This window comes from Rhizobium sp. Leaf384 (genome assembly GCF_001424065.1).
Taxonomy (GTDB): domain Bacteria; phylum Pseudomonadota; class Alphaproteobacteria; order Rhizobiales; family Rhizobiaceae; genus Ferranicluibacter.
In genome coordinates this window covers 946,508-971,085 of record NZ_LMQE01000001.1, presented here as the reverse complement: position 1 = coordinate 971,085, position 24,578 = coordinate 946,508, and the positions used below count along the sequence as shown (strand labels likewise).

Here is a 24,578-nt window from a genome sequence, read left to right as displayed (position 1 = left end):
GCGACGCATTGACGGTTCCGCTCGGGACGGGATAATGCATCTCGCCCGAAAGTGCGCAGCGGTTTCGGGAAACGACATGCATCAAAACAAGACCTTAAAGCGCGTTGCGTGAATCCTTTTTCACGCAATGCGCTTTAAGTCATCGGGCGGACCGATGCGAAGGGAAGACGGCATGGCGCAAGAGCTGGGTGACATGGGGAACGGGCCGGCCGACAGGCTCGTCGTGATCGGCGGCGGGCAGGCGGCCTTTGCGCTCATCGCCAAGCTGCGCGCCCTGAAGGACGACAGGCCGATCACGCTGATCTCGGACGAGAAAAGCCTGCCCTACCAGCGCCCGCCGCTGTCCAAGAAATACCTCCTGCGCGAAATGACGCTCGACCGCCTGCAGTACCGGCCGGAGGCCTGGTACGCCGACCATGCGATCGACCTCCGGCTGGGCACCCGCGCGACGGCCATCGATCGTGCGGCACGAAGCGTGCTTCTGTCGGACGGCACGCGGCTCGGCTATCACACGCTGGCGCTTGCGACCGGGGCTGCGCCCCGCCATCTGGCCGACAGTGTCGGCGGCAGGCTCGACGGCGTCTTCACCCTGCGCGATTTCGAGGATGCCGACAGGCTGGCCGAGGCGATGCGGCCCGGACGGCGCGCCCTGATCATCGGCGGCGGCTATATCGGGCTCGAAGCGGCAGCCGTTGCGCGCACGCTCGGGCTCGAGGTCACGCTGATCGAAATGGCCGACCGTATCGTCCAGCGCGTGGCGGCCGCAGCCACCTCGGACATCCTGCGGTCCCTGCACGTGTCGCGCGGCGTCGACCTCAGGGAGGGCACCGGCCTGACCCATCTCACGGACCAAAGCGGACACGTGACGGGCGCACACCTCTCGGACGGAACGACGATCCCGGCCGATCTCGTCATTGTCGGCATCGGCGTGACCGCCAACGACCGCCTCGCCCACGAGGCCGGCATCGAGACGGCAAACGGGATCATCGTCGATCTCCACGGCCGCTCCAGCGACCCCTCTGTCTTCGCGATGGGGGATTGCGCCGTGCTGCCGTTCGCCGACATGCTGATCCGTCTGGAATCGGTGCAGAACGCGGTCGACCAGGCCGAAGCCGTCGCCGCGACGATCGCCGGCATGCCGACGCCCTATCATCCGAAGCCATGGTTCTGGTCGGATCAATACGACGTCAAGCTGCAGATCGCCGGTTTCGGCCTAGGGCACGATGAAACGGTCACCCGCGCCGGCCAGAGGGAAGGCAGTGCCTCCGTCTGGTATTTTCGCCAGGGCAGGCTGGTCGCGGTCGACGCGATCAACGATGCCAAGGCCTATGTCGTGGGGAAGAAACTGATCGAGACGGGAACGACGCCGGACAAGTCCGCCATCGAAGATCCCGCCACCGACCTGAAGGCGCTTCTCGCCTCGTGATCCGGGCTATTCGCCGAGATCAAGCTTGCCCCGAAGCGCGTCGATCCGCTTGGACGCCTCCGCCTTGGTGATATCCTCGGCAAACTGGTCCGGCGCATGCGCCTGTTCGGAAAGCGTCTGAAGATAGGACCGCTGCGCCCCCGTCATCGGCTCATCGCCGCTGACCCAATCGTCCGGGTTCTTTTCAGTGTTGGAAGACGTGTCGTTGGCACTCGCTTTGTCGGACATGGAAGGCTCCTGTGGTGTCTATGTTCGCTAAACGTTCACGCACGGAGGAGGTTCCGTTGTTCGGTGAAGGGTGCTCGGAATTCTGCATGTCGCTGGCCCTGAGCAATGTCGGCCTGCGTCAGTCAATGCCGAGTTGCGATCCCGTTCAGCAGGCGCTGCAGGCCGTTTCGGAAACACGGTCCCCGTCGTCATCGAGAAGAAGCCGGACCCGGTCGAGCGTCGGGTAGGATAGATCAGACACGACGGTATGATCCGGAGCCGTGCCTTTTTCTTTCATGAGGTTGACGCTCGCGCGGGTCGGGGTTGCCCCGATCGTGACGTTCCACATCGACCTTATGGCGGTCCTCACGTCGCTGTCGTGCACGCATGACAGCTCAACCCAGGTGGTCGGCAAGCCGCCGCATTGTGACATGGCGCACCCGACACCGCATGGTGAGAGCACCGCGGTCAATCCCCAACCCACGAAAAAGGGCGGCCCTTGCGGACCGCCCCCTTTCCGTCAATCCGGATCGGATTGATTACATCATGCCGCCCATGCCGCCCATGTCGGGCATGCCGCCGCCCATCGGAGCGTCCTTCTTCGGCAGCTCGGCGATCATGGCTTCGGTGGTGATCAGGAGCGAGGCGACCGAAGCTGCGTTCTGCAGCGCGGTGCGCACGACCTTGACCGGGTCGACGATGCCCATGGCGATCATGTCGCCATATTCCGACGTCTGGGCGTTGTAGCCGTAGTTGTCGTCGTTCTTTTCGAGGATCTTGCCGACCACGATCGAAGCTTCGTCACCGGCATTGTCGGCGATCTGGCGAACGAGCGACTGAAGGGCGCGACGAACGATGGCAACGCCGGCCTGCTGGTCCGGGTTTTCGCCCGTGACGTTGAGAACGGCCGAGCAACGCAGCAGGGCGACGCCGCCGCCGGGGACGATGCCTTCCTGAACGGCTGCACGCGTTGCGTTCAGCGCGTCATCGATGCGGTCCTTGCGTTCCTTGACTTCGATTTCCGTCGAGCCGCCGACGCGGATGACGGCAACGCCACCAGCGAGCTTGGCCAGGCGTTCCTGCAGCTTTTCGCGGTCGTAGTCCGAAGAGGTTTCTTCGATCTGCGCCTTGATCTGGGCCACGCGGCCTTCGATCTCGTTCTTGGCGCCGGCGCCGTCGACGATGGTCGTGTTTTCCTTGGAGATCGAGATCTTCTTGGAACGGCCGAGCATTTCGAGCGTGACGTTTTCGAGCTTGATGCCGAGGTCTTCGGAGATCACCGTGCCGCCCGTCAGGATGGCGATGTCTTCCAGCATGGCCTTGCGGCGGTCGCCGAAGCCCGGAGCCTTGACGGCAGCGATCTTGAGGCCGCCACGCAGCTTGTTGACGACGAGCGTTGCAAGAGCTTCGCCTTCGACGTCTTCAGCGATGATGAGGAGCGGCTTGCCGGTCTGAACGACGGCTTCGAGAACCGGAAGCATTGCCTGCAGGTTCGACAGCTTCTTCTCGTGAAGGAGAATGTAAGCGTCGTCGAGGTCTGCGACCATCTTTTCCGGGTTGGTCACGAAGTAGGGGCTGAGGTAGCCGCGGTCGAACTGCATGCCTTCGACGACTTCGAGTTCGGTTTCGGCGGTCTTGGCTTCTTCGACGGTGATGACACCCTCGTTGCCGACCTTCTGCATGGCTTCAGCGATATCAGCGCCGACCTGCTTGTCGCCGTTTGCCGAGATCGTGCCGACCTGGGCGACTTCTTCCGATGTGGAGATCGGCTTTGCCTTGGCCTGCAGGTCCTTGACGACGGCCGTGACAGCGAGGTCGATACCGCGCTTCAGGTCCATCGGGTTCATGCCGGCGGCAACGGCCTTGTTGCCTTCGCGAACGATCGCCTGGGCCAGAACGGTTGCCGTCGTGGTGCCGTCACCGGCGATGTCGTTGGTCTTGGAAGCAACTTCCCGGACCATCTGTGCGCCCATGTTCTCGAACTTGTCTTCCAGTTCGATTTCCTTGGCGACGGAAACGCCGTCCTTGGTGATGCGCGGTGCGCCGAAGGACTTGTCGATGACGACGTTGCGGCCCTTGGGGCCCAGCGTGACCTTGACGGCATCAGCGAGGACATCGACGCCGCGCAGCATCTTTTCGCGCGCGGTGCGGCCGAATTTTACTTCTTTAGCTGCCATTTTGAAAACTCCCGGGCATAAGCCCAAATTTTAAATTCGTCGGATTGTACGAAGAAACTGCCGGAGGCAGAGCCGAAATCAGGCGATAACGCCCATGATGTCGGATTCCTTCATGATCAGCAGGTCTTCGCCGTTGAGCTTGACTTCGGTGCCCGACCACTTGCCGAACAGGATGCGGTCGCCGGCCTTGACGTCCAGGGGGACGACCTTGCCGCTGTCGTCACGCGCGCCGGAGCCGACGGCGACGATTTCGCCTTCCTGCGGCTTTTCCTTGGCGGTGTCGGGAATGATGATGCCGCCCTTGGTCTTGGCTTCGGACTCAACGCGACGGACGACGACGCGATCGTGCAGGGGGCGGAATGTAGTGCTTGTCATTGTCTTTTCCCTCGATCAAATGACGCTGGGATCTCTTGGGATCCATCGATCTGTTAGCACTCCTGTAGGTCGAGTGCTAGCACTGCTGAGATAAGAGCGCTGCGGACGGGAGTCAAGATCGGCGTGGGTTTTTCTGTCGCCGCCCTGTCACGCGGGCGTCGTAAGGAGCGGGATCCGCAAGCGGCGCCGGCCCTTCGCACGGCGCAAACGACACGCGGAACGATCGGCCGGCCGGCGTGGCCACGGGAAGAGTATGAACGAGCAACACGGCACGAATGCGACAGCCGCCCAAGGGAGCCTGGCGGACGATGATCCTCATGATGGGCGCATGGCCGCCCGGCCGACGTTTGCGGAGGCAGCGCAGGTCTGGGCACGCATCGGGTTCTTGAGCTTCGGCGGCCCCGCAGGCCAGATCGCGCTGATGCACCGCGAGGTCGTGGAGACCCGGCGCTGGGTGGCGGAGGATCGGTTCCTGCATGCGCTGAACTACTGCATGCTGCTGCCGGGGCCGGAGGCACAGCAGCTCGCCGTCTATATCGGCTGGCTGCTGCACGGCACGCGCGGCGGGCTGGTGGCCGGCATCCTCTTCGTGCTGCCGGGCCTCTGCATCTTGCTCGGCCTGTCGACGCTCTATGCGCTCTATCACCAGACAGGCACGCTGTCGGCCGCCTTCTTTGGCTTGAAGGCTGCGGTTCTCGCCATCGTGGTGGAGGCGCTGCTGCGCCTTGCGCGACGGGCGCTGACGACGACCACGGCGCGAACGATCGCCGCCGTCGCCTTCGCGTCCCTGTTCTTCTTCTCCGTTCCGTTCCCGCTGGTCATCCTGGCCGCCGGCCTGTTCGGGCTGCTGCGCGCCGACCGCCGGAGTGTCGTCCCGCCCGCGCCGGACACCGCGGGGCCCGCGCGGACATGGTCGCAGACGCTCGTGCTTGTCGCCGTCTGGGCCTGTCTCTGGGTGGCGCCGCTCGGCCTCGTCGTCCTTCTCTGGGGCGGCGGAACGGTTTTCTCCGCCCTTCATGTCTTCTTCTCCAAGATGGCCGTGGTCACCTTCGGCGGGGCCTATGCGGTGCTGTCCTATGTCGCCCAGCAGGCGGTGGAAACGCATCACTGGCTGCGCCCGGGCGAAATGCTGGACGGCCTGGCGCTCGCGGAGACCACGCCGGGGCCGCTGGTGCTGGTCTTGACCTTCGTCGCCTACATGGCCGCGTTCCGCATGCCGCCGGCCGGGCTCGATCCCGTCCTCTCCGGTCTCATCGGCGGGCTGGTGGCCACCTGGGTCACCTTCGTGCCCTGCTTCGCCCTGATCTTTCTCGGAGCGCCCTCCGTCGAGCGGCTGCGCGGAAACCGGATGGCGGTTGCCGCGATGGCAGCGATCTCGGCAGCCGTCGTCGGCGTCATCCTCAATCTCGCCGTCTGGTTCTCCCTGCACGTGCTGTTCGAGCGCGTGCAGCAGATCCGCGTCGGTCCGCTGGTCGTGGCGGTGCCCGACCTTGCCTTTTTCAACCCCTGGGCCGCGCTTCTCGCGCTTCTGGCAGGCGGCCTCCTGTTCGTGATCCGCCTCGGCGTGGTCGGCACGCTGACGGTCTGCGCCGCCGGCGGCCTTCTTCTCTCGCTGTTGTGAAGCCCCCGAACGGCGCAATTCCGCAGGAATGCGGCGGATAAGCAGGGCGAATGCCGCGTTTAGGCTTGTCTTTTGGCGACGTCCTTGCGATGTCAGCCGACAGAAGTCTCAATGGGAAGCCTGCATGGCCGTTCGCATCAACAGCTTTCGCGACATCGCAAACCGTTATGACGTGGTGCTTTGCGACGTCTGGGGCGTGCTCCACAATGGCGTCGCGGCCTTTCGCTCGGCCTGCGAAGCCCTGACGGACGCGCGTAATCGCGGCCTGACCGTGGTGCTCGTCACCAATTCGCCGCGCCCGCATCCCGGCGTCATCGTCCAGATCCGCGGCCTCGGCGTACCCGACACCGCCTATGACAGGATCGTCACCTCCGGCGACGTCACGCGTGCGCTGATCGCGGCAGGCCCGAAGAAGGTCTACTTCATCGGCTCCGACCGCGACTTTCCGCTGCTGGCCGGTCTCGGCGTCGATATCGTCTCGTCCGAGGATGCCGAGATCATCGTCTGTGCCGGATTTTTCGACGATGAAACCGAGACGCCGGACGATTACCGGGCGACGCTCTCGACGCTCGTCAAGCGCAACCTGCCCTTCATCTGCGCCAATCCGGATCTCGTGGTCGAGCGCGGCGATCGGCTGGTGCCCTGCGCCGGCGCCATCGCCAAGCTCTATGAGGAACTGGGCGGCGAGGCGCGCATCGCCGGCAAGCCGCACAAGCCGATCTATCGCGCGGCGCTCACCGAAGCGCGTAGCGTGCGCGGTGCGCTGGACGGCGCCCGCGTGGTCGCCATCGGCGATGGCATGCCGACCGATGTTCGCGGCGCGCAGGACAGCGGGATCGATGTGCTCTACATCGGCGCCGGCATCCACGGGGCTGAATACATGACCGGCGAGAAGACCGACGAGGCCAAGCTGGCCGCGTTTCTGAAGAAGGAGGGCGCGACGCCGAAGTGGTGGATGCCGCGGCTCGCCTGACATGACAGTCTTTCACCGCAACGAGACCAGGACTCCCCTCCCGGCCCATCTCCATGCCGGCGTCATCGCCATCGGCAACTTCGATGGCGTGCATCGCGGACACCAGTCGGTGCTCAATCGCGCGCTGGCCGAGGCCGAGGCCCTGGGTGTCCCCGCGCTTGTTCTCACCTTCGAGCCTCATCCCCGCGCCGTGTTCCGGCCCGACGAGCCTGTCTTCCGCCTGACGCCGGCGCCGCTCAAGGCGCGCATCCTCGAGGGCATGGGCTTTGCCGCCGTCATCGAATATCCGTTCGATCGCGGGTTTTCGCAGATGTCGGCCCATGATTTCATCCGCGACGTGCTGATGGACTGGCTGAAGGCCGGGCATGTCGTCACCGGGTTCGACTTTCATTTCGGCAGGGGGCGCGAAGGCGGTCCCGCCTTCCTGATGAAGGCCGGCGCCGACAACGGCTTCGGCGTCACGCTGGTCGACGCCTTTCGCGACGAGAACGCCGACGTCATCTCGTCGAGCCGCGTGCGCAGCCTTCTCGTCGATGGTAACGTCGCGCAGGCAGCAGGCCTGCTCGGCTACCACTACACGGTCGAGGCGGAGGTCATCGGCGGCAAGCGCCTCGGCCGCACGCTCGGCTATCCCACGGCCAACATGCGTCTTGATCCCGGCGTCTGCCTGAAGAACGGCATCTATGCCGTCCGCTTCCGCCGCGCCGACGGTTCGCTGCACGATGCGGTCGCAAGCTTTGGCCGGCGGCCGACGGTCACCAGCGACGGCGAAGCCCTGCTCGAGACCTTCCTGTTCGACTTTTCGGGCGATCTCTACGGCGAAATCGCCTCGGTCTCCTTCTTCGGCCATCTGCGCGACGAATTGAAGTTCGACGGCCTCGACCCGCTGATCGTCCAGATGAAGAAGGACGACGCCGAAGCCCGCGCCCTTCTCGCCGGCGTCACGCCGCTCGGGCCGATCGATCTGGGGCTGTGTTTCTGATCCAGCCTTGGCGGCTGTGAGAAGGACATCGCGCGACGTCACCGTTCCAAGCATCAGGACCGCGGCGCCGTTTCTTCCGGCATCCCTGACAGGGGCGCCTCATCAGGCGAACGCCGCGTGCGTGCGCCCCCTTCCATTCCGCCGCGAAAACCCTTAGACAACCGCCATCATGACACATCTGCGGCCAGCGCCTTCCCTGCGAATTACCGGCCCGGCCTTTCGCGCGCGCTAAGCGGCCGGAAGGTCCGGGTTCCAGCATTTGCGCCGCCGACGGGCTGAAAAGCTCCGCGCGTCTGTTTCCTGCCCCGACATCGCGCTTCGACAGCGCCAGAGAATGATTGCCGATATGACCGACACCGTTCAGCCCTCCAAGACGAACGAAGCGTTCGACTACTCTAAGACCCTCTATCTGCCCGAAACCGAATTTCCCATGCGCGCCGGCCTGCCGCAGAAGGAGCCGGAGATGGTCGCCCGCTGGCAGCAGATGGACCTCTACAAGCAGCTGCGCGCCTCTGCTGCCGGCCGCGAGAAGTTCGTGCTGCATGACGGTCCGCCCTATGCCAACGGCAACATCCATATCGGCCATGCGCTGAACAAGATCCTGAAGGACGTCATCACCCGCTCGTTCCAGATGCGCGGCTTCGACAGCAACTATGTGCCCGGATGGGATTGCCACGGCCTGCCGATCGAGTGGAAGATCGAGGAGGAGAACTATCGCGCCAAGGGCAAGGGCAAGCCCGATCTCTCCGAACCTGCCGCCATGATCGAGTTTCGCCGCGAATGCCGCGCCTATGCCGAAAAGTGGATCAAGGTTCAGGCGGACGAGTTCAAGCGTCTCGGCATCACCGGCGATTTCGACAATCCCTACCTCACGATGAATTTTCACGCCGAAGCCCGCATCGCCGGCGAGCTCCTGAAGATCGCCAGGTCCGGCCAGCTCTATCGCGGCTCCAAGCCGATCATGTGGTCGGTGGTGGAGCGCACGGCGCTCGCCGAGGCCGAGGTGGAATATCACGACGTCGACAGCGACATGATCTGGGTGAAGTTCCCGGTGCGGACGGGTTCCGGGACGGTGCAGGACGCCTTCGTCGTCATCTGGACCACGACGCCCTGGACGATCCCCGGCAACCGCGCCATCGCCTTCTCGAACCGTGTCGCCTATGGGCTCTACGAGGTCACCGAAGCTGTCAACGACTTCGGACCCCGTCCGGGCGAAAAGCTGATCTTCGCCGACAAGCTGGCGCCTGAGTCGTTTGCCAAGGCCAAGCTCCAGGCAACGCGTCTGGGCGACGTTGGTGCCGACGAACTTGCCGCCATCACCTGCGCCCATCCGCTGGCATCGCTCGGCTATACCTTCGACGTCCCCCTCATCGCCGGCGACCACGTCACCGACGAGGCGGGCACCGGCTTTGTCCATACCGCCCCGAGCCACGGGCGCGAGGACTTCGACGTGTGGATGGACAATGCCCGCGACCTGCAGGCGCGCGGGATCGACACGGCCATCCCGTTCCCCGTGGACGATGCCGGCTATTACACCAAGGATGCGCCGGGCTTCGGCCCCGAGGCCGAAGGCGGCGCCGCGCGCGTCATGGACGACAACGGCAAGAAGGGCGATGCCAACGAGCGGGTCATCAAGGCGCTGATCGCCACCGGCACGCTCTTTGCCCGCGGCCGGCTCAAGCATTCCTATCCGCATTCCTGGCGCTCCAAGAAGCCGGTCATCTTCCGCAACACGCCGCAATGGTTCGTCTACATGGACAAGGACCTGGCCGACGGCACGACGCTGCGCAACCGCGCTTTGAGCGCGATCGACGATACGCGCTTCGTGCCGGCAGGCGGCCAGAATCGCCTCCGCGCGATGATCGAGGGCCGTCCGGACTGGGTGCTCTCCCGCCAGCGCGCCTGGGGCGTGCCCATCTGCGTCTTCGCCCGCGAGGACGGCACGGTGCTTTCCGACGATGCCGTCGATGCCCGCATCCTCGAAGCCTTCGAGGCCGAAGGCGCGGATGCCTGGTTTGCGCCGGGCGCCAAGGAACGCTTCCTCGGCAATGATCATGACCCGGCCCAATGGACACAGGTCACGGATATCCTCGACGTCTGGTTCGACAGTGGCTCCACCCACGTCTTCACGCTGGAGGATCGCCCGGATCTCAAATGGCCGGCCGACGTGTATCTCGAAGGCTCCGACCAGCACCGCGGCTGGTTCCACTCCTCGCTGCTCGAAAGCGCTGCGACGCGCGGCCGCGCGCCGTACGACACGGTCGTCACCCACGGCTTCATCATGGATGAGAAGGGGGAGAAGATGTCGAAGTCGAAGGGCAACGTCACCGCGCCCCAGGAAGTGATGAAGGATGCAGGCGCCGATATCCTGCGCCTCTGGGTCATGACGTCGGATTATGCCGACGACCTGCGCGTCGGCAAGGCGATCATCCAGACCAACATCGATGCCTATCGCAAGCTGCGCAACACCATCCGCTGGATGCTCGGCACGCTGGCGCACGACACGGGCGAAGACGTCGCGCTCGCCGACATGCCGTCGCTGGAACGGCTGATGCTGCACCGGCTGGCGGAACTCGACGACGTCGTGCGCAGCGGCTACGACGCGTTCGACTTCAAGCGGGTGACACGCGCGTTGATCGACTTTTCCAACGTCGAGCTGTCGGCCTTCTATTTCGACATCCGCAAGGACGCGCTCTATTGCGACGCGCCGTCGAGCCTGCGCCGCCGCGCCAGCCTCTGCGTGATCCGCCGAATCTTCGAGTGCCTCGTCACCTGGCTTGCCCCCATGCTGCCGTTTACGACCGAAGAGGCCTGGCTGTCGCTGAAGCCCGATGCCGTCTCGATCCACCTGGAGCAGTTCCCGGAGCTGCCGGCCGAATGGCGCGATGAAGCCATTGCCGAAAAGTGGCGCCTGATCCGCGACATCCGCCGCGTCGTCACCGGCGCGCTCGAGGTCGAGCGCCGGGAAAAGCGCATCGGCGCCTCGCTCGAGGCCGCCCCCGTCGTCTACATCGCCGATGCCGCAACGGCGGAAGCGCTGAGCGACGAGGATTTCGCCGAGATCTGCATCACCTCGGCGATCGAGATCGTCGTTGGCAAGGCGCCGGAGCAGGCCTTCCGTCTGGAAGGCGAAAACCGGATCGCCGTCGAGCCGCGCCTGGCCGAGGGCCGCAAGTGTGCCCGCTCGTGGAAGGTGACGACCGACGTCGGTTCCGACCCGGATTACCCCGACGTCACGGCGCGGGATGCGGCGGCCCTGCGGGAGCTGGGTGTTTCGGTCTGAGGGCCGTGACGTCATGACGACCGGGTGAATTGCGCTCAAGCGGTTCATCCGGTAGAACCCTGCCTGAAAATGGGCGGATTCATCCGTCATGGGGCAGGAATTGGCGGGCAGATCGGCCAAAGCGCCTCCGGGGGGTCCGGAAGCGCGCAGGAGCCGCGGGGCAGGCCGCACGCGCTGGAAGGGTTTGAATGACAATGTCGCGACAGTATGGTGCGAGCGCCGGCGTGCTCTCGATCATGGCCGCAAGCCTTGTGCTCACCGGTTGCATCGGCGGCCCGACCTACGGGACGGACAAAACGGCTGGCGAGCACCTGATGGATGACCTCGGCAGCGCGGTCAGCATGGGCAGCGACAAGGCCGCCAGCGTCAAGTATCAGCCGCGCCCCGGCCTCGTCCTGCCGCCGTCCGGCGAGCGGACCGCGCTCGTCCAGCCCCAGGCGTCCCTGGCCAACAAGGACAATCCGGCCTGGGTGGAAAGCCCCGAGGAAACACGCCAGCGCCTGCGCGAGGAGGCCGACGAGAATTCCGATCGGCCGGGTTACGTCTCGCCGCTCGCCAAGGCGTCCGCCAATGGCCGCAAGCTCACCGCGCAGGAACAGCAGGACGCCTATCGCGAGGCCCGCAAGGTGCAGATGGGCGCCTATTCCGACAAGCGTCGTTTCCTCAGCGATCCCCCGCTCGATTATCGTCGCGCACCCGAGGCGTCGCTGACCGACCTTGGCGAGGAGGAAAGTGTCAAGGAGCGTCGTCGCAAGAAGGAAGCCCAGGTGCAGGGCAGCGGCAAGAAATGGTGGCAGATTTTCTGAGTCGGTCATGAGCGTCACGATCCGCGAGGCGACCGTCGAGGACGCCGCCATCATCCTACGCTTCGTGCGCGAACTGGCGGCCTACGAAAAACTGGAACATGAGGTGGAAGCGACGGTGGACAGCACCGCGCAGGCGCTGTTCGGCCCGGACAGCGTTTCCCGCGCCGTCATCTGCGAGCGGGACGGTGCCCCCATCGGTTTTGCCGTCTGGTTCTTGAGCTACTCCACCTGGCAGGCCCGCAACGGGCTCTACCTCGAAGATCTCTACGTCACGCCGGAGGCCCGCGGCACCGGCGCCGGCCGCAGCCTGTTGCGGCACCTGGCACGCATTGCCGTTGAAAAGAACTGCGGCCGCTTCGAATGGAGCGTGCTCGACTGGAACGAACCGGCCATCCGCGCCTATCGCGCCATCGGGGCCGAGCCGATGGACGGCTGGACCCGTTACCGTCTGGCGGGCGATGCCCTGCAGGCATTCGCCGCCGGCTGAAGCCTACCGCCGCGCCGTGAAGAAGGCGCGCAGCAGGGCCGCCGCCTCCGTCTCGCCCAGGCCCGAATAGACGTCGGGCGCATGATGGCAGGTCGGTTGCGCATAGAAGCGCCCGCCATGCTCCACGCCGCCGCCCTTCGGGTCCGGCGCGCCGTAATAGAGCCGGCGAATGCGGGCGAAGGAGATCGCGGCGGCGCACATGGCACAGGGTTCGAGCGTCACATAGAGGTCCGCACCGGTCAGACGTTCCGCCTCGACGGACCGGCAGGCCGCGCGGATCGCCTCGATCTCCGCATGGGCGGTCACGTCGCGGCGCTCCCGCGTCCGGTTGCCGCCCGCCCCGATCACGGTGCCGTCCAGCACGACCACCGCGCCGATCGGCACCTCGCCGCGGGCCTCTGCCGCCCGCGCCTCTGCCAGCGCCAGATCCATGAAGCCCGGTGATGCGGCCATTCGCGTCATTATTTCTCTTAACCCATCGGCTCCGACCTGATAGGAGAGCCTGAAAAGGCAGGCAACACAAATGACATCCAATGACAAGCCCCAGCGGCCGCGCGGCAAGCCCGCAAGCGGCGGCAAGACGACCGACCGGGCGCCGCGCGGAGCGGCAGCCGACGGCAAGCCGAAATTCGGCAAGAAGCCGTTCGACCAGAAGGCCGGCGATAAGAAGCCTTTCGACAAGGGTGGTAAGCCCGCGTTTGGCAAGCCTGCTTTCGGCAAGACCGGCGGTCCCCAGCGCGGCAAGCCTGCCTTCGCCAAGCGCGATGCCGCGGCGACGGACGAGACCCGCACCGCAGACCGCCCGTCGTCCGAGGGTTTCCGCGGCGCCGAGGCCCGCTCCGAAAGGCCCCGTTTCGACAAGCCCCTTTCCGATAAGCCATGGGGTGAACAGCCACGAACCGACAAACCGCGTGCCGACAAACCGCGTGCCGACAGGCCCAGCTTCGATAAGGCCCGCGGGGAAAAGCCGAAATTCGACAAGCCGAAATTCGACAAACCTAAGTTCGACAAGCCGCGCGGTGACCGCACGGCCGATCGGGCCGGTGATGATCGTCCGGCCCGCGCACGCGCTGTCGCCGCGACCGCCGTGTCCGACGAGGCTCCGCAGCGCATCTCCAAGATCCTCGCGCGCGCCGGCATCGCCTCGCGCCGCGATATCGAGCGGATGATCATGGAAGGCCGGGTCAGCGTCAACGGAACCAAGCTGGAAACGCCGGTTGTCAACGTCACGCTGTCCGACAAGATCGAGGTCGACGGCCAGCCGATCCGTGGCATCGAGCGCACGCGCCTCTGGCTCTACCACAAGCCGACCGGCCTGGTGACCACGAATTCGGATCCGGAAGGTCGGCCGACGGTGTTCGACCGCTTGCCGGAAGAGCTGCCCCGCGTGCTCTCCATCGGCCGTCTGGATATCAACACCGAGGGTCTGCTTCTGCTGACCAATGACGGCGGTCTCGCCCGCGTGCTGGAATTGCCGGCCACCGGCTGGCTGCGGCGCTACCGTGTCCGCGCCCATGGCAAGATCGAACAGGCTGATCTCGACAAGTTGAAGGACGGCATTGCCGTCGACGGCGTGCTCTACGGGGCGATCGATGCGACGCTCGACAAGGTTCAGGGCGCCAATGTCTGGATCACCATGGGTCTGCGCGAAGGCAAGAACCGCGAGATCAAGAACGTGCTCGGCGCGCTCGGCCTCGACGTCAACCGCCTGATCCGCATCTCCTACGGCCCGTTCCAGCTCGGCGAACTGCCGGAGGGCGCGGCCCAGGAGATTCGGGGCCGCACGCTGCGCGACCAGCTCGGCCCGCGCCTCATCGAGGATGCCAAGGCCAATTTCGACGCGCCGCTGTTCAACAATCCGGATGCCGACGACGAGGGGCCGCTGGTTGCGACCGACCGGAGCGGCGATCGGGATCACGACCGGTCCGGCGACCGGGGGCAGGGCGGCTACGAGAAGCCGGCCTTCCGCGAAAAGGCTGCAGACCGCAATGAGCGCCTGCGCGGACGCCTCGACACGCGCCCGGCCGACAACAACAAGCGTGGCGGTCGCGACAGCGCGCCTGCGGCGCGGGGTGACGATCGTCCGAAGCGCGAGCAGGTCGGCCGTCCCCGCAAGGCCAATGTCTGGATGGCGCCCGGCGCCCGTCCCATCGCCGAAAAGAAGGCCGGCTCCGAGGCTGCTCAGGCCGAAAAGCCGGTGCGTCGCGAGCGTCCGGAAGGCGCGCCCAAGGTCAAGCGCTACGGCCGGACCAAGGATGGTCAGGCGATCGCCGGCAAGCATCGCTTCGACCCCGACCGCAAGGGCGCCGGGTCCGGTTTTGCCCGGCCCGACACGGGTCCGCGCGTCATCGTCGAGCGCGACAAGGACGATCGCGACTGGATCAAGGCCAGCGAGCCTCCGGTCCGCGAGGAACGCGGCGGCTTCAAGTCGCGCGACGGCGGCGATCGCGGTGATCGCGCCCCGCGTGACGGCAAGAGCTTCGGCGACCGCAAGCCGCGGGACGACCGCCCCGATGGCGAGCGCTCCTTCGGCGCCAAGAAGAGCTTTGGCGACAAGAAGAGCTTCGGCGATCGTCCAGCCGGAAAATCCTTCGGCAAGCCCTCCTTCGGTGGCAAGCCGTCCTTTGGTGGCAAGCCGTCCTTTGGTGGCAAGACTGGCGGCAACAAGCCGCGCGGCGGGAAGTAGTCGCCGGTGCGCATCGTGGGTGGCGCGTTTCGCGGCCGGGCTCTGGCGAGCCCGGCAACGGCGGAGATCCGGCCGACATCCGACCGGACGCGGGAAAGCCTGTTCAACATTCTCAGCCATGCCTATCCGGAAAAGCTCGCGGAGACCCGGATCCTCGATCTCTTTGCCGGGACGGGCGCGGTCGGGCTCGAAGCCCTGTCGCGCGGCTGCCGGCAGGCGCTGTTCGTCGAAAACAGCGCGGAGGGCAGGGGCTTGCTGCGCACCAATATCGAGACGCTCGGCCTGACGGGTCGCGCCAAGATCTATCGACGCGACGCGACCGACCTCGGCACGGTGGGCACCGTCGAACCGTTCCAGCTGGTCTTTGCCGATCCGCCCTATGGCAAGGGGCTCGGCGAGCGGGCAATGGCCGCGGCCGCGGCTGGCGGCTGGATCCTGCCCGATGCCCTCGTCATCCTCGAGGAGCGCGCCGACGTGACGCCGATGCCCGGCCCCGATTTCGAGCCGCTCGATATCCGGCAGTTCGGCGATACCCGCATGCATTTCTACCGCTACCGCACGCGCGGCTGACCCGGCCATGTCGGCGACGCCACCCGTTTCGCCCGGATCGCGCTGTCCTACGGTCGCTCTCGCGCTCGGCGGCGGTGGTGCACGGGGCCTGGCCCATATCCCTGTCATCGAGGCGCTGGACGAACTCGGAATCCGCCCGTGCGTCATTGCCGGCACCTCCATCGGCGCGATTATGGGCGCCGGCATGGCGGCGGGCATGCGCGGACATGAGATCCGTGAGTTTGCGCTGTCCACGGTCGGCCGGCGCACGGAGATCGCCAACCGCCTCTGGCGCCTGCGGCCCTCGACCCTGCAGGCGATCGGCGGCAGCCTGCGCTTCGGCCCGTTCAATCTCGAACGCGTGCTGTCCGCCTTCCTGCCGGAGGCCATTCCAGAGAGCTTCGAGGCGCTGTCCATTCCGCTCAAGGTGATTGCCACGGATTACTACGCACAGGGGGAGAGGGTGCTGGAAACGGGCGACCTGCGCACCGCCATCGCGGCGTCTGCCGCTCTTCCCGGCATGTTCCAGCCGGTTCGCCTCGGCGGACGGGTCATGATCGACGGCGGCTTCGTCAATCCGGTCCCCTTCGACCATCTCCACGGTCTGGCCGACATCGTCCTCGCCGTCGATGTCGTCGGCGGGCCCGAGGGCGACGGCACGACACTGCCGTCGCGGATGGATGCCATGTTCGGCGCCAGCCAGCTGATGATGCAGACGATCATCGCGATGAAGATGACCGCTCGCCCGCCCGATCTTCTCGTGCGGCCGACGGTCGGTCGCATCCGCGTCATGGATTTTCTGCGCGCGCAGGAGGTGTTGGCCATGAGCGCCGGCGTCAAGGATGAGGTCAAGAGACAGCTCGACCGACTTCTCTCGGCATGAGCCGGTCATGCGTCCGGTCGGTCGCGGCTATTTCGCCACGTGCGCCCGTTCGTCCGCGGCGATTTCCTCGTCCGGCCCGAGCGGCGCGGACGGTTCGCGCTTCGGCTTCATCAGCGGCTCGGGCTTGACCGGGCGGAAATGCAGCATGTCCCGGCCGGCCGACGGCCCCTCGACGGCCTGCACCTCGAGCCGCGCCTCGTCGCGCCGGCGAATGTCCGTGGTGATCGCGATCGCTTGCGCATCCGGCACGCCCAGGTTTTCCAGCGTGCGCTGGCCGAACAGCAGGCCGGATTCCAGCGTTTCCCGCAGTTCGTAATCAACGCCGCGCGCGCGCAACTGCAGCGTATGCTGCCGGTCGTAGGAGCGCGCGAAGATGCGGGCATTGGGAAATTCCGACTGGACGAGATCGACGATCCGGTCCGTGATCTCCTTCCGGTGCGTGCAGATCGCCACGATCTTTGCTCGCTCGATGCCGGCGGCCCGCAACACGTCGAGGCGCGTGCCGTCACCGAAGTAGATCCGGAAGCCGAAGGTCGACGCCTGCTCCACGCGGGCGGCGGAATGGTCGATGATCGTGACGTCGCGTCCGCCGGCCAGCAGGATCTGCGCGGCGATCTGCCCGAAGCGGGAAAAGCCGATCATCAGCACGTCGGCGCCGGCGCCCTCGAAATCCTCCTCCATCTCGTCTTCTGCTTCTTCCTCGTCGTCCCGCACCAGAAAGCGCGACAGGGCGGAGGCGGCGGGCGTCAGCGCCATGGACAGCGTGACGATGACCACGAGGAGAGAACCGGTTGCGGCCGGAAACACGCCGGCCGCGGCGGCGGCGCTGAAAAGCACGAAGCCGAACTCGCCGCCCTGCGGCAGGAGAAGCGCGATGCGCACCGCCTCGTTGTGGGGGGAGCCGAACAGCCGGCTGACGGCGTACAGACTGACGGCCTTGATAATCACCAGCAGGGGCACCGCGATCAGCACCACGTGCCAGTTGGAAAAGATCACGTCGATCTGCAGCGACAGGCCGACCGCCATGAAAAACAGGGCCAGAAGCAGGCCGCGAAACGGCTCGATATCGGCTTCCAGCTCATGCCGGTAGCTCGATTCCGCAAGGAGCACGCCAGCGAGAAAGGCGCCCATCGCCATGGAAAGCTGCGCCATCTGCATCAGCGTCGCCGCGCCGAGGACGATCAGCAGCGCTGCGGCGATCATGATCTCGCGCGCGCCGGTGCGGGCGAGAATGCGGAACAGCGGGTTGATCAGGTAACGCCCGGCCAGCACCATCACGAGGATCGCGCCGAGCGCGACCGAAAAATCCTCGATCGGCGGCGTGGTGTCCTCCGGCGCCTGTAGCGCCAGCAGCGGGATCAGGGCCAGCAGGGGCACGATCGCGAGATCCTGCAAGAGGAGTATCGAGAAGGCCCGCTGGCCGTAGCGCGTATTCGTGTCGCCCTTCTCGTCGAGGATCTGCAGCGCGAAGGCGGTCGAGGAAAGCGCGAGACCGAAGCCGGCGATGAGACTGCCGCCGGCGTCGAGCAGGCCGAATGCAAAGATGGTCAGGGAGAGCAGTCCGCCGGTCACCAGCACCTGCGCCGAACCGAGCCCGAAGATATCCCGGCGCATGGCCCACAGCCGCGACATCTTCAGCTCCAGCCCGATCACGAACAGGAGGAAGACGACGCCGAGTTCGGCAAAGCCGAGAATGGCTTCCCCGTCGCTGATCTGGTGAAACACCGGGCCGATGATAACGCCGGCGGCGAGATAGCCGAGCACGGTCCCCAGTCCGAGCTTCTTGAAAAGGGGAGCGGCCACCACGGCGCCACCGAGCAGCAGAAGCGCCTGGGAGGTCAGGACGGGTGTTGTCGACATGTGGACGGTATCCTCAACCTTGGCCGTTTTCCGCGCGGGCGCAACGGATCAGGCCCACCTTCGATCGAAGGCTATCTGCAGGATGGCGTTCTTCCCGGCCGGCAAGACGGAAATAAGGCGCGCTTCACGGGGAGAATCGCGCCGCGCCCTTGATGCCCGGGCCAGTGCACAATAAATGGGACGCGAAGGAAAGGCCAGTTCATGCCCCAGACGATTGATTCCGCCGCACTCGAAAAGCGGGCCGCCGAGCTCGTGGACCTTGCGAGAAAGGCGGGAGCCGATCAGGCCGACGCCGTCGTGCTGCGGGGGCGTTCGCGCTCCGTGTCGGTGCGCCTGGGCAAGGTGGAGGCCACCGACAGTTCCGAAAGCGACGACTTTTCGTTGCGCGTCTTCGTCGGCCGCCGGGTCGCCAGCGTCTCCGCCAATCCGGGCTTCGACCTCAAGGTGCTGGCCGAACGGGCCGTCGCCATGGCCAAGGCCTCGCCCGAAGATCCCTATGCCACGCTTGCCGACGAGGCGCACATCGCCCGCGACGTCCCGGATCTCGACCTGTTCGACCCGAGCGAGATCTCCACGGAGGAGCTGACCGAACGCGCGCTCGCGGCAGAAGCTGCGGCCCTGGCCGTGCCGGGCGTCACCAAGACCAGTGGTGCCGGCGGTTCGACCGGCATGGGCGGCCTCGTGCTCGTCACCTCCGGCGGCTTCTCCGGCGCCTATATGGGCACCCGCTTCAGCCTGTCCGTCAGCGCCATCGCAGGCGAGGGCACGCGGATGGAGCGCGACTACGACTTTGACAGCGCCCTGTTCCTTGCCGATCTGCGCGGCGCGGCCGACATCGGCCGGCATGCCGGCGAGCGGGCTGCCGCCCGTGTCAATCCGCGTCAGGTCGAGACGCAGAAGAACGTCACGGTCGTCTTCGATCCGCGGGTGTCGCGCGGTTTTGCCGGCCACATCGCCGGTGCCATCAACGGCGCAGCCGTCGCCCGCAAGACCACTTTCCTGCGCGACAAGATGGGCGAGCGCATCCTGAAGGCCGGCATCAACCTGACCGACGATCCGCTGATCCCGCGCGGCTCCGGCTCGCGCCCCTTCGACGGCGAGGGCGTGACGGGGCAGAAGATGACGATGATCGAGGACGGGGTTCTGAAAAACTGGTTCCTCTCCACCGCCACGGCCCGCGAGCTCGGCCTCCAGACCAATGGTCGCGGTGCGCGCAGCGGCACGGCGGTCAATCCGTCATCGACCAATTTCGCGCTGGAACCGGGCGACATCTCGCGCGAGGATCTCATCCGCAGCGTCGGCACCGGCTTCTACGTCACCGAACTCATCGGCCACGGCGTCAACATGTTGACGGGGGAATATTCCCGCGGCGCCTCGGGCTACTGGATCGAGAACGGCGAGATCGCGTTTCCCGTGTCCGAGGTGACGATCGCCTCGAACCTCAAGCAGATGTTCATGGCCCTGACATTGGCGAACGACATCGACCGCAGCTATTCCGTCGCTGCGCCGACGATCGCCATCGAGGGCATGACGCTGGCGGGGAAGTAACGCCACGCGCCGGTCCGGTCTCCTCCTGTCCGGTTTTGGCCCCACATTGTCGATGACGGCCGGCGCGTCCCGGAAAACGCGGGGATTGCCTAGCCGCCACCATGTTTTGGCCGCACTTCGCCTGTCAGACCGCGGATGCGGTCCGGAGCGCAGGATGCCGCGCGGTACGACCATTCGGAAAGGACCACCATGAACGCCGACCATCATCCGCCGGATCAGTGGACCAGGGACCTGGAGCTGATCACAACGGCAGCGATGGCCGCCGGCGAGAAGGCCCTGACCTATTTCCGCAAGAACCCGGACGTCCGCTACAAGCATGAGGACCGCTCGCCTGTCAGCGAGGCGGACTATGCGGCCAACGACATCCTGAAGGAACGTCTGCTGTCGGGCCGGCCCAATTATGGCTGGCTGTCGGAGGAGACGGATGATGACGAGGCGCGGCTCGGCTGCGACACCGTGTTCGTGGTCGATCCGATCGACGGGACGCGGGGGTTCATCGCCGGCAAGGACGTCTGGTGCGTCAGCGTCGCCGTGGTCCACAAGGGCCGTCCGGTCGCGGGCGTCCTCTATGCGCCGGCCCTCATCGAGCTCTATCAGGCCAAGGAGGGCGTCGAGGCCCGGCGCAACGGCGTGACCATCCGCGTCGCCCAGCCGGTCGCCGGCCAGCCCCCGCGGTTCGCCATCGCCGAGGACCTGCTGCCGAAGCTCAAGGCCGGCTATGGCCATGATGTCGGGCGCGTCTCCCACGTTCCCTCGCTTGCCTACCGCATCGCGATGATCGCCGACGGCCGGATCGACGGAACCGTGGTCAAGCGCAATGCGCATGACTGGGATCTCGCCGCGGCGGATCTGATCCTGCAGCAGGCCGGCGGCGTGCTTGCGGGGTTGGACGGCCGGCCCCTCATCTACAACCGGCCAAGCGTGCGCCACGAGGTTCTATGCGCCGCCGCACGGCCGGCTCTGCCGGCGCTTCTGGACGCGGCGGCCGGCCTGCACGGGCATTGACCTTTGCGGCGGGATGCCGCACATCACCAGGCGATAGGCGCGCGACAAGACAAAGACGTCAGACGAAAAGAGGCAAAAATGACGGAAAACAAGCAGCTGCTGCACATGGTCTTCGGTGGCGAACTGAAGACGCTCACAGGCGTCGAATTTCGCGATCTCGACAAGCTCGACGTGGTCGGCATCTTCCCGAACTACGAGAGCGCGCTGCTGGCGTGGCGCGGCAAGGCCCAGGCAACGGTCGACAATGCGCATATGCGCTATTTCATCGTGCACCTGCACCGCCTGCTCGACCCAGGCCAGCTCTGATGCTTGGAGGCGGATGCGGCATGCGCATGTCCGGGCCGTCGCGTTCCGCCCGTCCGGCCCCGGCCGGCCGGCGTGGCGCCGGCGCTGCGGACCTGGCTGACGCGCCGCCCGCCGATCTTCATCTCATGCTGTCCGCAGACGATCACGGTTTCCGGGGCTGCGCCCGATGACGCGCCTCTTCGCGCGCATGGCACTGTCGGGGTATCGCTGGGTCGGAACGGCGGTCTATCCGCTTGTCTGGTCGTATCTTGCCCTCCGCGCCGCGCGCGGCAAGGAAGACCGTGCACGCCGGCAGGAACGCTACGGCTTTCCCAGTGCCGCCCGTCCCCAGGGACCGCTCGTCTGGTTTCATGCGGCAAGCGTCGGCGAGACTGTTTCCGTCGTGCCGCTCATCAAGGAAATCCATCGCCGCGGCATCGCCGTCGTGCTGACGAGCGGCACCACCACGTCGGCCCGCGTCGTCGCCGAGCGGCTGGGCGATATCGCCATCCACCAGTATGTGCCGCTCGATTTCAAGCCGGCCGTCTCCCGCTTCCTCGACTACTGGGAGCCGGACCTCGCCATCATCGCCGAGAGCGAGATCTGGCCGATGACCATCATGGAGCTCGGCAAGCGTCACATTCCGCAGATCCTCGTCAATGGCCGCCTGTCCGACCGCAGCTTCGCGCGCTGGAAGAAGCGACCGAACCTCGCTGACGCCATCTTCGAAAATCTCGCGCTCGTGATCGCCCAGTCCGAGGCCGATGCGGAGCGATTCAGCACGCTCGGTGCTCTGCCGGTCATGGTCTCCGGCAATCTCAAGGTCGATACCGATGCGCCGCCGGTCGACGGCGGGGTGCTGCGCCAGTATCGCCATCAGATCGAGGACCGGAAGACCTGGGCGGCGATCTCCACCTTCGAAGGGGAGGAGGCGGCGGCCGGCTCGGTGCATCTGGCGCTCAAGGAACGCAACGCGCTCCTGACGATCATCGTGCCCCGGCATCCCGAGCGCTGCGATGCAATCGAGGCGATGCTGGTCGGCAAGGGGCTCACGGTCGCGCGCCGCACCCGCAATGATCCGGTGACGCCGGAGACCGATATCCTGCTCGGCGATACCGTCGGCGAAATGGGCCTTTATCTCCGCCTCACCGATGTCGCCTTCGTCGGCCGGTCGCTCTTCGGCGAGGGCGGGCAGAACCCGATCGAGCCGGCCATGCTCGGCTGCGCCATCCTTTCGGGTGGTAATGTCCAGAATTTCCGCGAGACCTATCAGGCACTGGCCAAGAACGGCAGCGCCAAGATCGTGCGCGATCCCGAGATGCTGGCCAAGGGCGTGCACTATCTCCTGACCAATGACGAGGTCCGCCGCAAGATGATCGAGGCCGGCCAGGAGGCCGTGCACGACATGCGCGGAGCCCTGTCGGCAACCATCCGCGGGCTGGAGCCCTACATCAATCCGCTGACGGTGAAAGCCCGTCTGTTGCCGCGCGACGACGCCTGAACCATGCCGGTCTCGCGCGTCCGGATCGCAGCATGACCGAACATCCGCAGGCCCCCCCTGGCCCGTTCGAAATCACCGGAGAGACCGCTGAGATGGTCAAGGCACCGCATCCGATACAGATCGCCGGCATCCTCTTCGACAAGGATGGGACGCTGCTCGACTATGCGCGGAGCTGGGTTCCGGTCAATTACGAGATCGCCCGCATCGCCGCGCGCGACGATGCGGATCTGGGGGCGGCGCTGCTGCGCGCCGCCGGCATGGATCCGGACACCGGCGTGGTGACCCCCGACAGCCTGCTGGCCGCCGGAAATACGGCCGAGATCGCCGAGGGCATGGTCGGCGCGGGCGCACCCTGGACGCCCGCGGCGCTGACGGTCGCTCTCGACGATCTGTTTTCCCGGTCCGCAGCCTTTGCCGTGCCGGTGACCGATCTGTCCGCGCTGTTTTCGGCGCTGCGCGCGCGTGGATACAAGCTCGGCGTCGCCTCGAGCGACAACGAAGCTTCCATCCGCCGCACGGCCGAGCGTTTCGGCTTCGACGACTGTCTCGATTACGTCGCGGGCTATGACAGCGGTTACGGCGTCAAGCCGGAACCCGGCATGGTGCACGGCTTCTGCGCCGCAACCGGCCTGATCCCCGATGAGGTCGTCGTCGTCGGCGACAACAATCACGACATGCACATGGGACGCAACGCAGGCGTTGGCCTGACGGTCGCGGTGCTCACGGGCACCGGCTCGCGCCAGTCGCTGGCCTCCGCCAGCGATCATTGCCTGGCCGATATCACCGAACTGGCCGCCCTTCTCGACCGGCTCGGCTCGGCAGAGGCGGGCCAGGATGTGGCCCTGCCGGATGTGGCGTCCTGATGGTCTCCGAGGCGCCGCCCTTCTGGTGGGAAAAGTCCGGCTGGGCCGCCCGGGCGCTGAGCCCGCTCGGCTGGATCTACGGCCGCATCGCGGGCCGCCGCATGGACCGCGCGCGCCGCTGGGCCGCACCCGTGCCGGTCCTTTGCGTCGGAAACTTTACCGTGGGCGGGGCCGGCAAGACGCCGACCGCCATCGCGATCGCACGGGCCGCGTGCGGCCGCGGTCTCAAACCCGGCTTTCTCAGCCGTGGCTATGGCGGCTCGCTCGACGTGACGACGCTGGTCGATCCCCAGCGTCACCGGGCGCTGGAGGTGGGAGACGAGCCGCTCCTGCTGGCCCGCGCCGCAGCCACCGTGATCTCCCGCAAGCGTGTCGAGGGTGCGCAGCGGCTGGTGGCGGAAGGGGTCGATCTCATCATCATGGATGACGGCTTTCAGAGCGCGCGCCTCGTGTTCGATTACGCCCTCCTCGTCATCGACAGCCGTCGCGGCATCGGCAACGGCCATCTCGTGCCGGCCGGTCCCGTGCGCGCGCCGCTGGCCCAGCAGCTGCGTCATGCCTCCGCCCTCCTGAAGATCGGCCGGGATGGCGCCGCCGACCCGGTGGTCCGAACCGCCGCGCGGGCCGGCAAGGGCGTGTTCGTGGCCGACATCGTGCACGAGGACGACGGATCGCTGCGCGGCCGGCGCGTGCTCGCCTTCGCCGGCATCGCCGATCCCGAGAAATTCTACCGCACGGTCCGCGCGACCGGGGCGGAGATCGTCGTTAGCCGGGATTTCCCGGACCATCATCACCTCGACGAAGACGAGATCGCCAGCCTTCTCGACGATGCCGACGCTTCCGGCCTGCTTCTGGTGACGACGGCCAAGGATCGGGTTCGTCTGGACACATCCCACGGCACCGGCCACCCGGGAAGCCGGGTCGGCGACCTCGCGCGCGAGGTCCGCGTCATCGACGTCGACATCGTCTTCGACGATCCCGCAGCTCCCGACAAGATGATCGACGCCGCCCTGGCGGCCGCCCGGCGTCGGCTGCTCCGCCGCAGCGGAGCCTGACCAAGT

Annotated in this window: 21 protein-coding genes; 16 read left to right on the top strand and 5 right to left on the bottom strand. The window is 66.4% G+C overall.

The genetic code is table 11. The features are described 5' to 3' along the window. Positions 1 to 172 precede the first annotated feature (172 nt). Positions 173 to 1,426 (top strand): FAD-dependent oxidoreductase, encoded by a 1,254-nt coding sequence (locus ASG25_RS04480; protein WP_244479311.1) that lies wholly within the window; start codon positions 173 to 175, stop codon positions 1,424 to 1,426. Positions 1,427 to 1,432: 6 nt separating this feature from the next. Here the strand turns inward: ASG25_RS04480 and ASG25_RS04475 are convergent, their stop codons facing one another. From ASG25_RS04475 to groES, 3 genes are all read right to left on the bottom strand, one after another. Further along, complete coding sequence (locus ASG25_RS04475; protein ID WP_062469765.1) at positions 1,433 to 1,654, bottom strand: DUF3072 domain-containing protein; 222 nt, start codon at positions 1,652 to 1,654, stop codon at positions 1,433 to 1,435. 518 nt (positions 1,655 to 2,172) lie between these two features. Then, positions 2,173 to 3,810: a chaperonin GroEL gene (gene groL / locus ASG25_RS04465; RefSeq protein ID WP_062469759.1), complete on the bottom strand. Its 1,638-nt coding sequence runs from the start codon at positions 3,808 to 3,810 to the stop codon at positions 2,173 to 2,175. A gap of 78 nt (positions 3,811 to 3,888) precedes the next feature. Next, entirely contained in the window at positions 3,889 to 4,185 is a 297-nt protein-coding gene (groES, locus tag ASG25_RS04460; RefSeq protein ID WP_062469756.1) for a co-chaperone GroES, read from the bottom strand. Positions 4,186 to 4,438: 253 nt separating this feature from the next. On the opposite strand from groES, the gene chrA reads away from it, so the two are divergent. The 6 genes from chrA to ASG25_RS04430 all read left to right on the top strand — a co-directional run bounded on the left by chrA (position 4,439) and on the right by ASG25_RS04430 (position 12,337). Next, on the top strand, positions 4,439 to 5,806 hold the full coding sequence (chrA, locus tag ASG25_RS04455) for a chromate efflux transporter (protein ID WP_082479907.1): 1,368 nt from the start codon (positions 4,439 to 4,441) through the stop codon (positions 5,804 to 5,806). Positions 5,807 to 5,930: 124 nt separating this feature from the next. Beyond that, positions 5,931 to 6,779 carry a TIGR01459 family HAD-type hydrolase gene (locus ASG25_RS04450; protein ID WP_062469749.1) on the top strand — a complete coding sequence of 283 codons (849 nt, stop codon included), beginning with the start codon at positions 5,931 to 5,933 and terminating at the stop codon, positions 6,777 to 6,779. Position 6,780: 1 nt separating this feature from the next. Continuing rightward, positions 6,781 to 7,761 (top strand): bifunctional riboflavin kinase/FAD synthetase, encoded by a 981-nt coding sequence (locus ASG25_RS04445; RefSeq protein ID WP_062469746.1) that lies wholly within the window; start codon positions 6,781 to 6,783, stop codon positions 7,759 to 7,761. Between the two features lie 346 nt (positions 7,762 to 8,107). Further along, positions 8,108 to 11,044 (top strand): isoleucine--tRNA ligase, encoded by a 2,937-nt coding sequence (gene ileS, locus ASG25_RS04440; protein WP_062472164.1) that lies wholly within the window; start codon positions 8,108 to 8,110, stop codon positions 11,042 to 11,044. Positions 11,045 to 11,232: 188 nt separating this feature from the next. After that, a complete protein-coding gene (locus ASG25_RS04435; RefSeq protein ID WP_062469743.1) occupies positions 11,233 to 11,850 on the top strand; it encodes a hypothetical protein in 618 nt (205 codons plus the stop codon). A gap of 7 nt (positions 11,851 to 11,857) precedes the next feature. After that, positions 11,858 to 12,337: a GNAT family N-acetyltransferase gene (locus tag ASG25_RS04430; RefSeq protein ID WP_062469740.1), complete on the top strand. Its 480-nt coding sequence runs from the start codon at positions 11,858 to 11,860 to the stop codon at positions 12,335 to 12,337. Positions 12,338 to 12,340: 3 nt separating this feature from the next. On the opposite strand, the gene ASG25_RS04425 is transcribed toward ASG25_RS04430, so the two are convergent. Further along, complete coding sequence (locus tag ASG25_RS04425) at positions 12,341 to 12,790, bottom strand: nucleoside deaminase (protein WP_062469737.1); 450 nt, start codon at positions 12,788 to 12,790, stop codon at positions 12,341 to 12,343. 70 nt (positions 12,791 to 12,860) lie between these two features. On the opposite strand from ASG25_RS04425, the gene ASG25_RS04420 reads away from it, so the two are divergent. Genes ASG25_RS04420 through ASG25_RS04410 form a run of 3 tightly spaced genes read left to right on the top strand, consistent with a single transcriptional unit; the run spans position 12,861 to position 16,455 of the window. Further along, positions 12,861 to 15,023 carry a pseudouridine synthase gene (locus ASG25_RS04420; protein ID WP_244479310.1) on the top strand — a complete coding sequence of 721 codons (2,163 nt, stop codon included), beginning with the start codon at positions 12,861 to 12,863 and terminating at the stop codon, positions 15,021 to 15,023. A 6-nt stretch (positions 15,024 to 15,029) separates the two neighbouring features. Then, entirely contained in the window at positions 15,030 to 15,593 is a 564-nt protein-coding gene (rsmD, locus tag ASG25_RS04415; RefSeq protein WP_062469734.1) for a 16S rRNA (guanine(966)-N(2))-methyltransferase RsmD, read from the top strand. A gap of 7 nt (positions 15,594 to 15,600) precedes the next feature. Further along, positions 15,601 to 16,455 carry a patatin-like phospholipase family protein gene (locus ASG25_RS04410; RefSeq protein ID WP_062469732.1) on the top strand — a complete coding sequence of 285 codons (855 nt, stop codon included), beginning with the start codon at positions 15,601 to 15,603 and terminating at the stop codon, positions 16,453 to 16,455. Positions 16,456 to 16,482: 27 nt separating this feature from the next. On the opposite strand, the gene ASG25_RS04405 is transcribed toward ASG25_RS04410, so the two are convergent. After that, entirely contained in the window at positions 16,483 to 18,315 is a 1,833-nt protein-coding gene (locus ASG25_RS04405; RefSeq protein WP_062469729.1) for a monovalent cation:proton antiporter-2 (CPA2) family protein, read from the bottom strand. Positions 18,316 to 18,516: 201 nt separating this feature from the next. Between ASG25_RS04405 and ASG25_RS04400 the strand changes: the two genes are divergently transcribed. From ASG25_RS04400 to lpxK, 6 genes are all read left to right on the top strand, one after another. Then, on the top strand, positions 18,517 to 19,863 hold the full coding sequence (locus ASG25_RS04400; protein ID WP_062469727.1) for a TldD/PmbA family protein: 1,347 nt from the start codon (positions 18,517 to 18,519) through the stop codon (positions 19,861 to 19,863). A 189-nt stretch (positions 19,864 to 20,052) separates the two neighbouring features. Further along, positions 20,053 to 20,868: a 3'(2'),5'-bisphosphate nucleotidase CysQ gene (locus tag ASG25_RS04395; RefSeq protein ID WP_062469724.1), complete on the top strand. Its 816-nt coding sequence runs from the start codon at positions 20,053 to 20,055 to the stop codon at positions 20,866 to 20,868. Between the two features lie 78 nt (positions 20,869 to 20,946). Beyond that, the gene (locus ASG25_RS04390) at positions 20,947 to 21,174 is read left to right on the top strand and encodes a DUF4170 domain-containing protein (protein ID WP_062469721.1); all 228 of its coding nucleotides are present in this window, start codon (positions 20,947 to 20,949) and stop codon (positions 21,172 to 21,174) included. 166 nt (positions 21,175 to 21,340) lie between these two features. Continuing rightward, positions 21,341 to 22,654: a lipid IV(A) 3-deoxy-D-manno-octulosonic acid transferase gene (waaA, locus tag ASG25_RS04385; RefSeq protein ID WP_062469717.1), complete on the top strand. Its 1,314-nt coding sequence runs from the start codon at positions 21,341 to 21,343 to the stop codon at positions 22,652 to 22,654. Between the two features lie 92 nt (positions 22,655 to 22,746). Continuing rightward, positions 22,747 to 23,517 (top strand): HAD family hydrolase, encoded by a 771-nt coding sequence (locus tag ASG25_RS04380; RefSeq protein WP_062472161.1) that lies wholly within the window; start codon positions 22,747 to 22,749, stop codon positions 23,515 to 23,517. Next, on the top strand, positions 23,517 to 24,572 hold the full coding sequence (gene lpxK / locus ASG25_RS04375) for a tetraacyldisaccharide 4'-kinase (protein ID WP_062469713.1): 1,056 nt from the start codon (positions 23,517 to 23,519) through the stop codon (positions 24,570 to 24,572). Before ASG25_RS04380 ends, lpxK begins: the two co-directional genes overlap by 1 nt. Positions 24,573 to 24,578 lie beyond the last annotated feature (6 nt).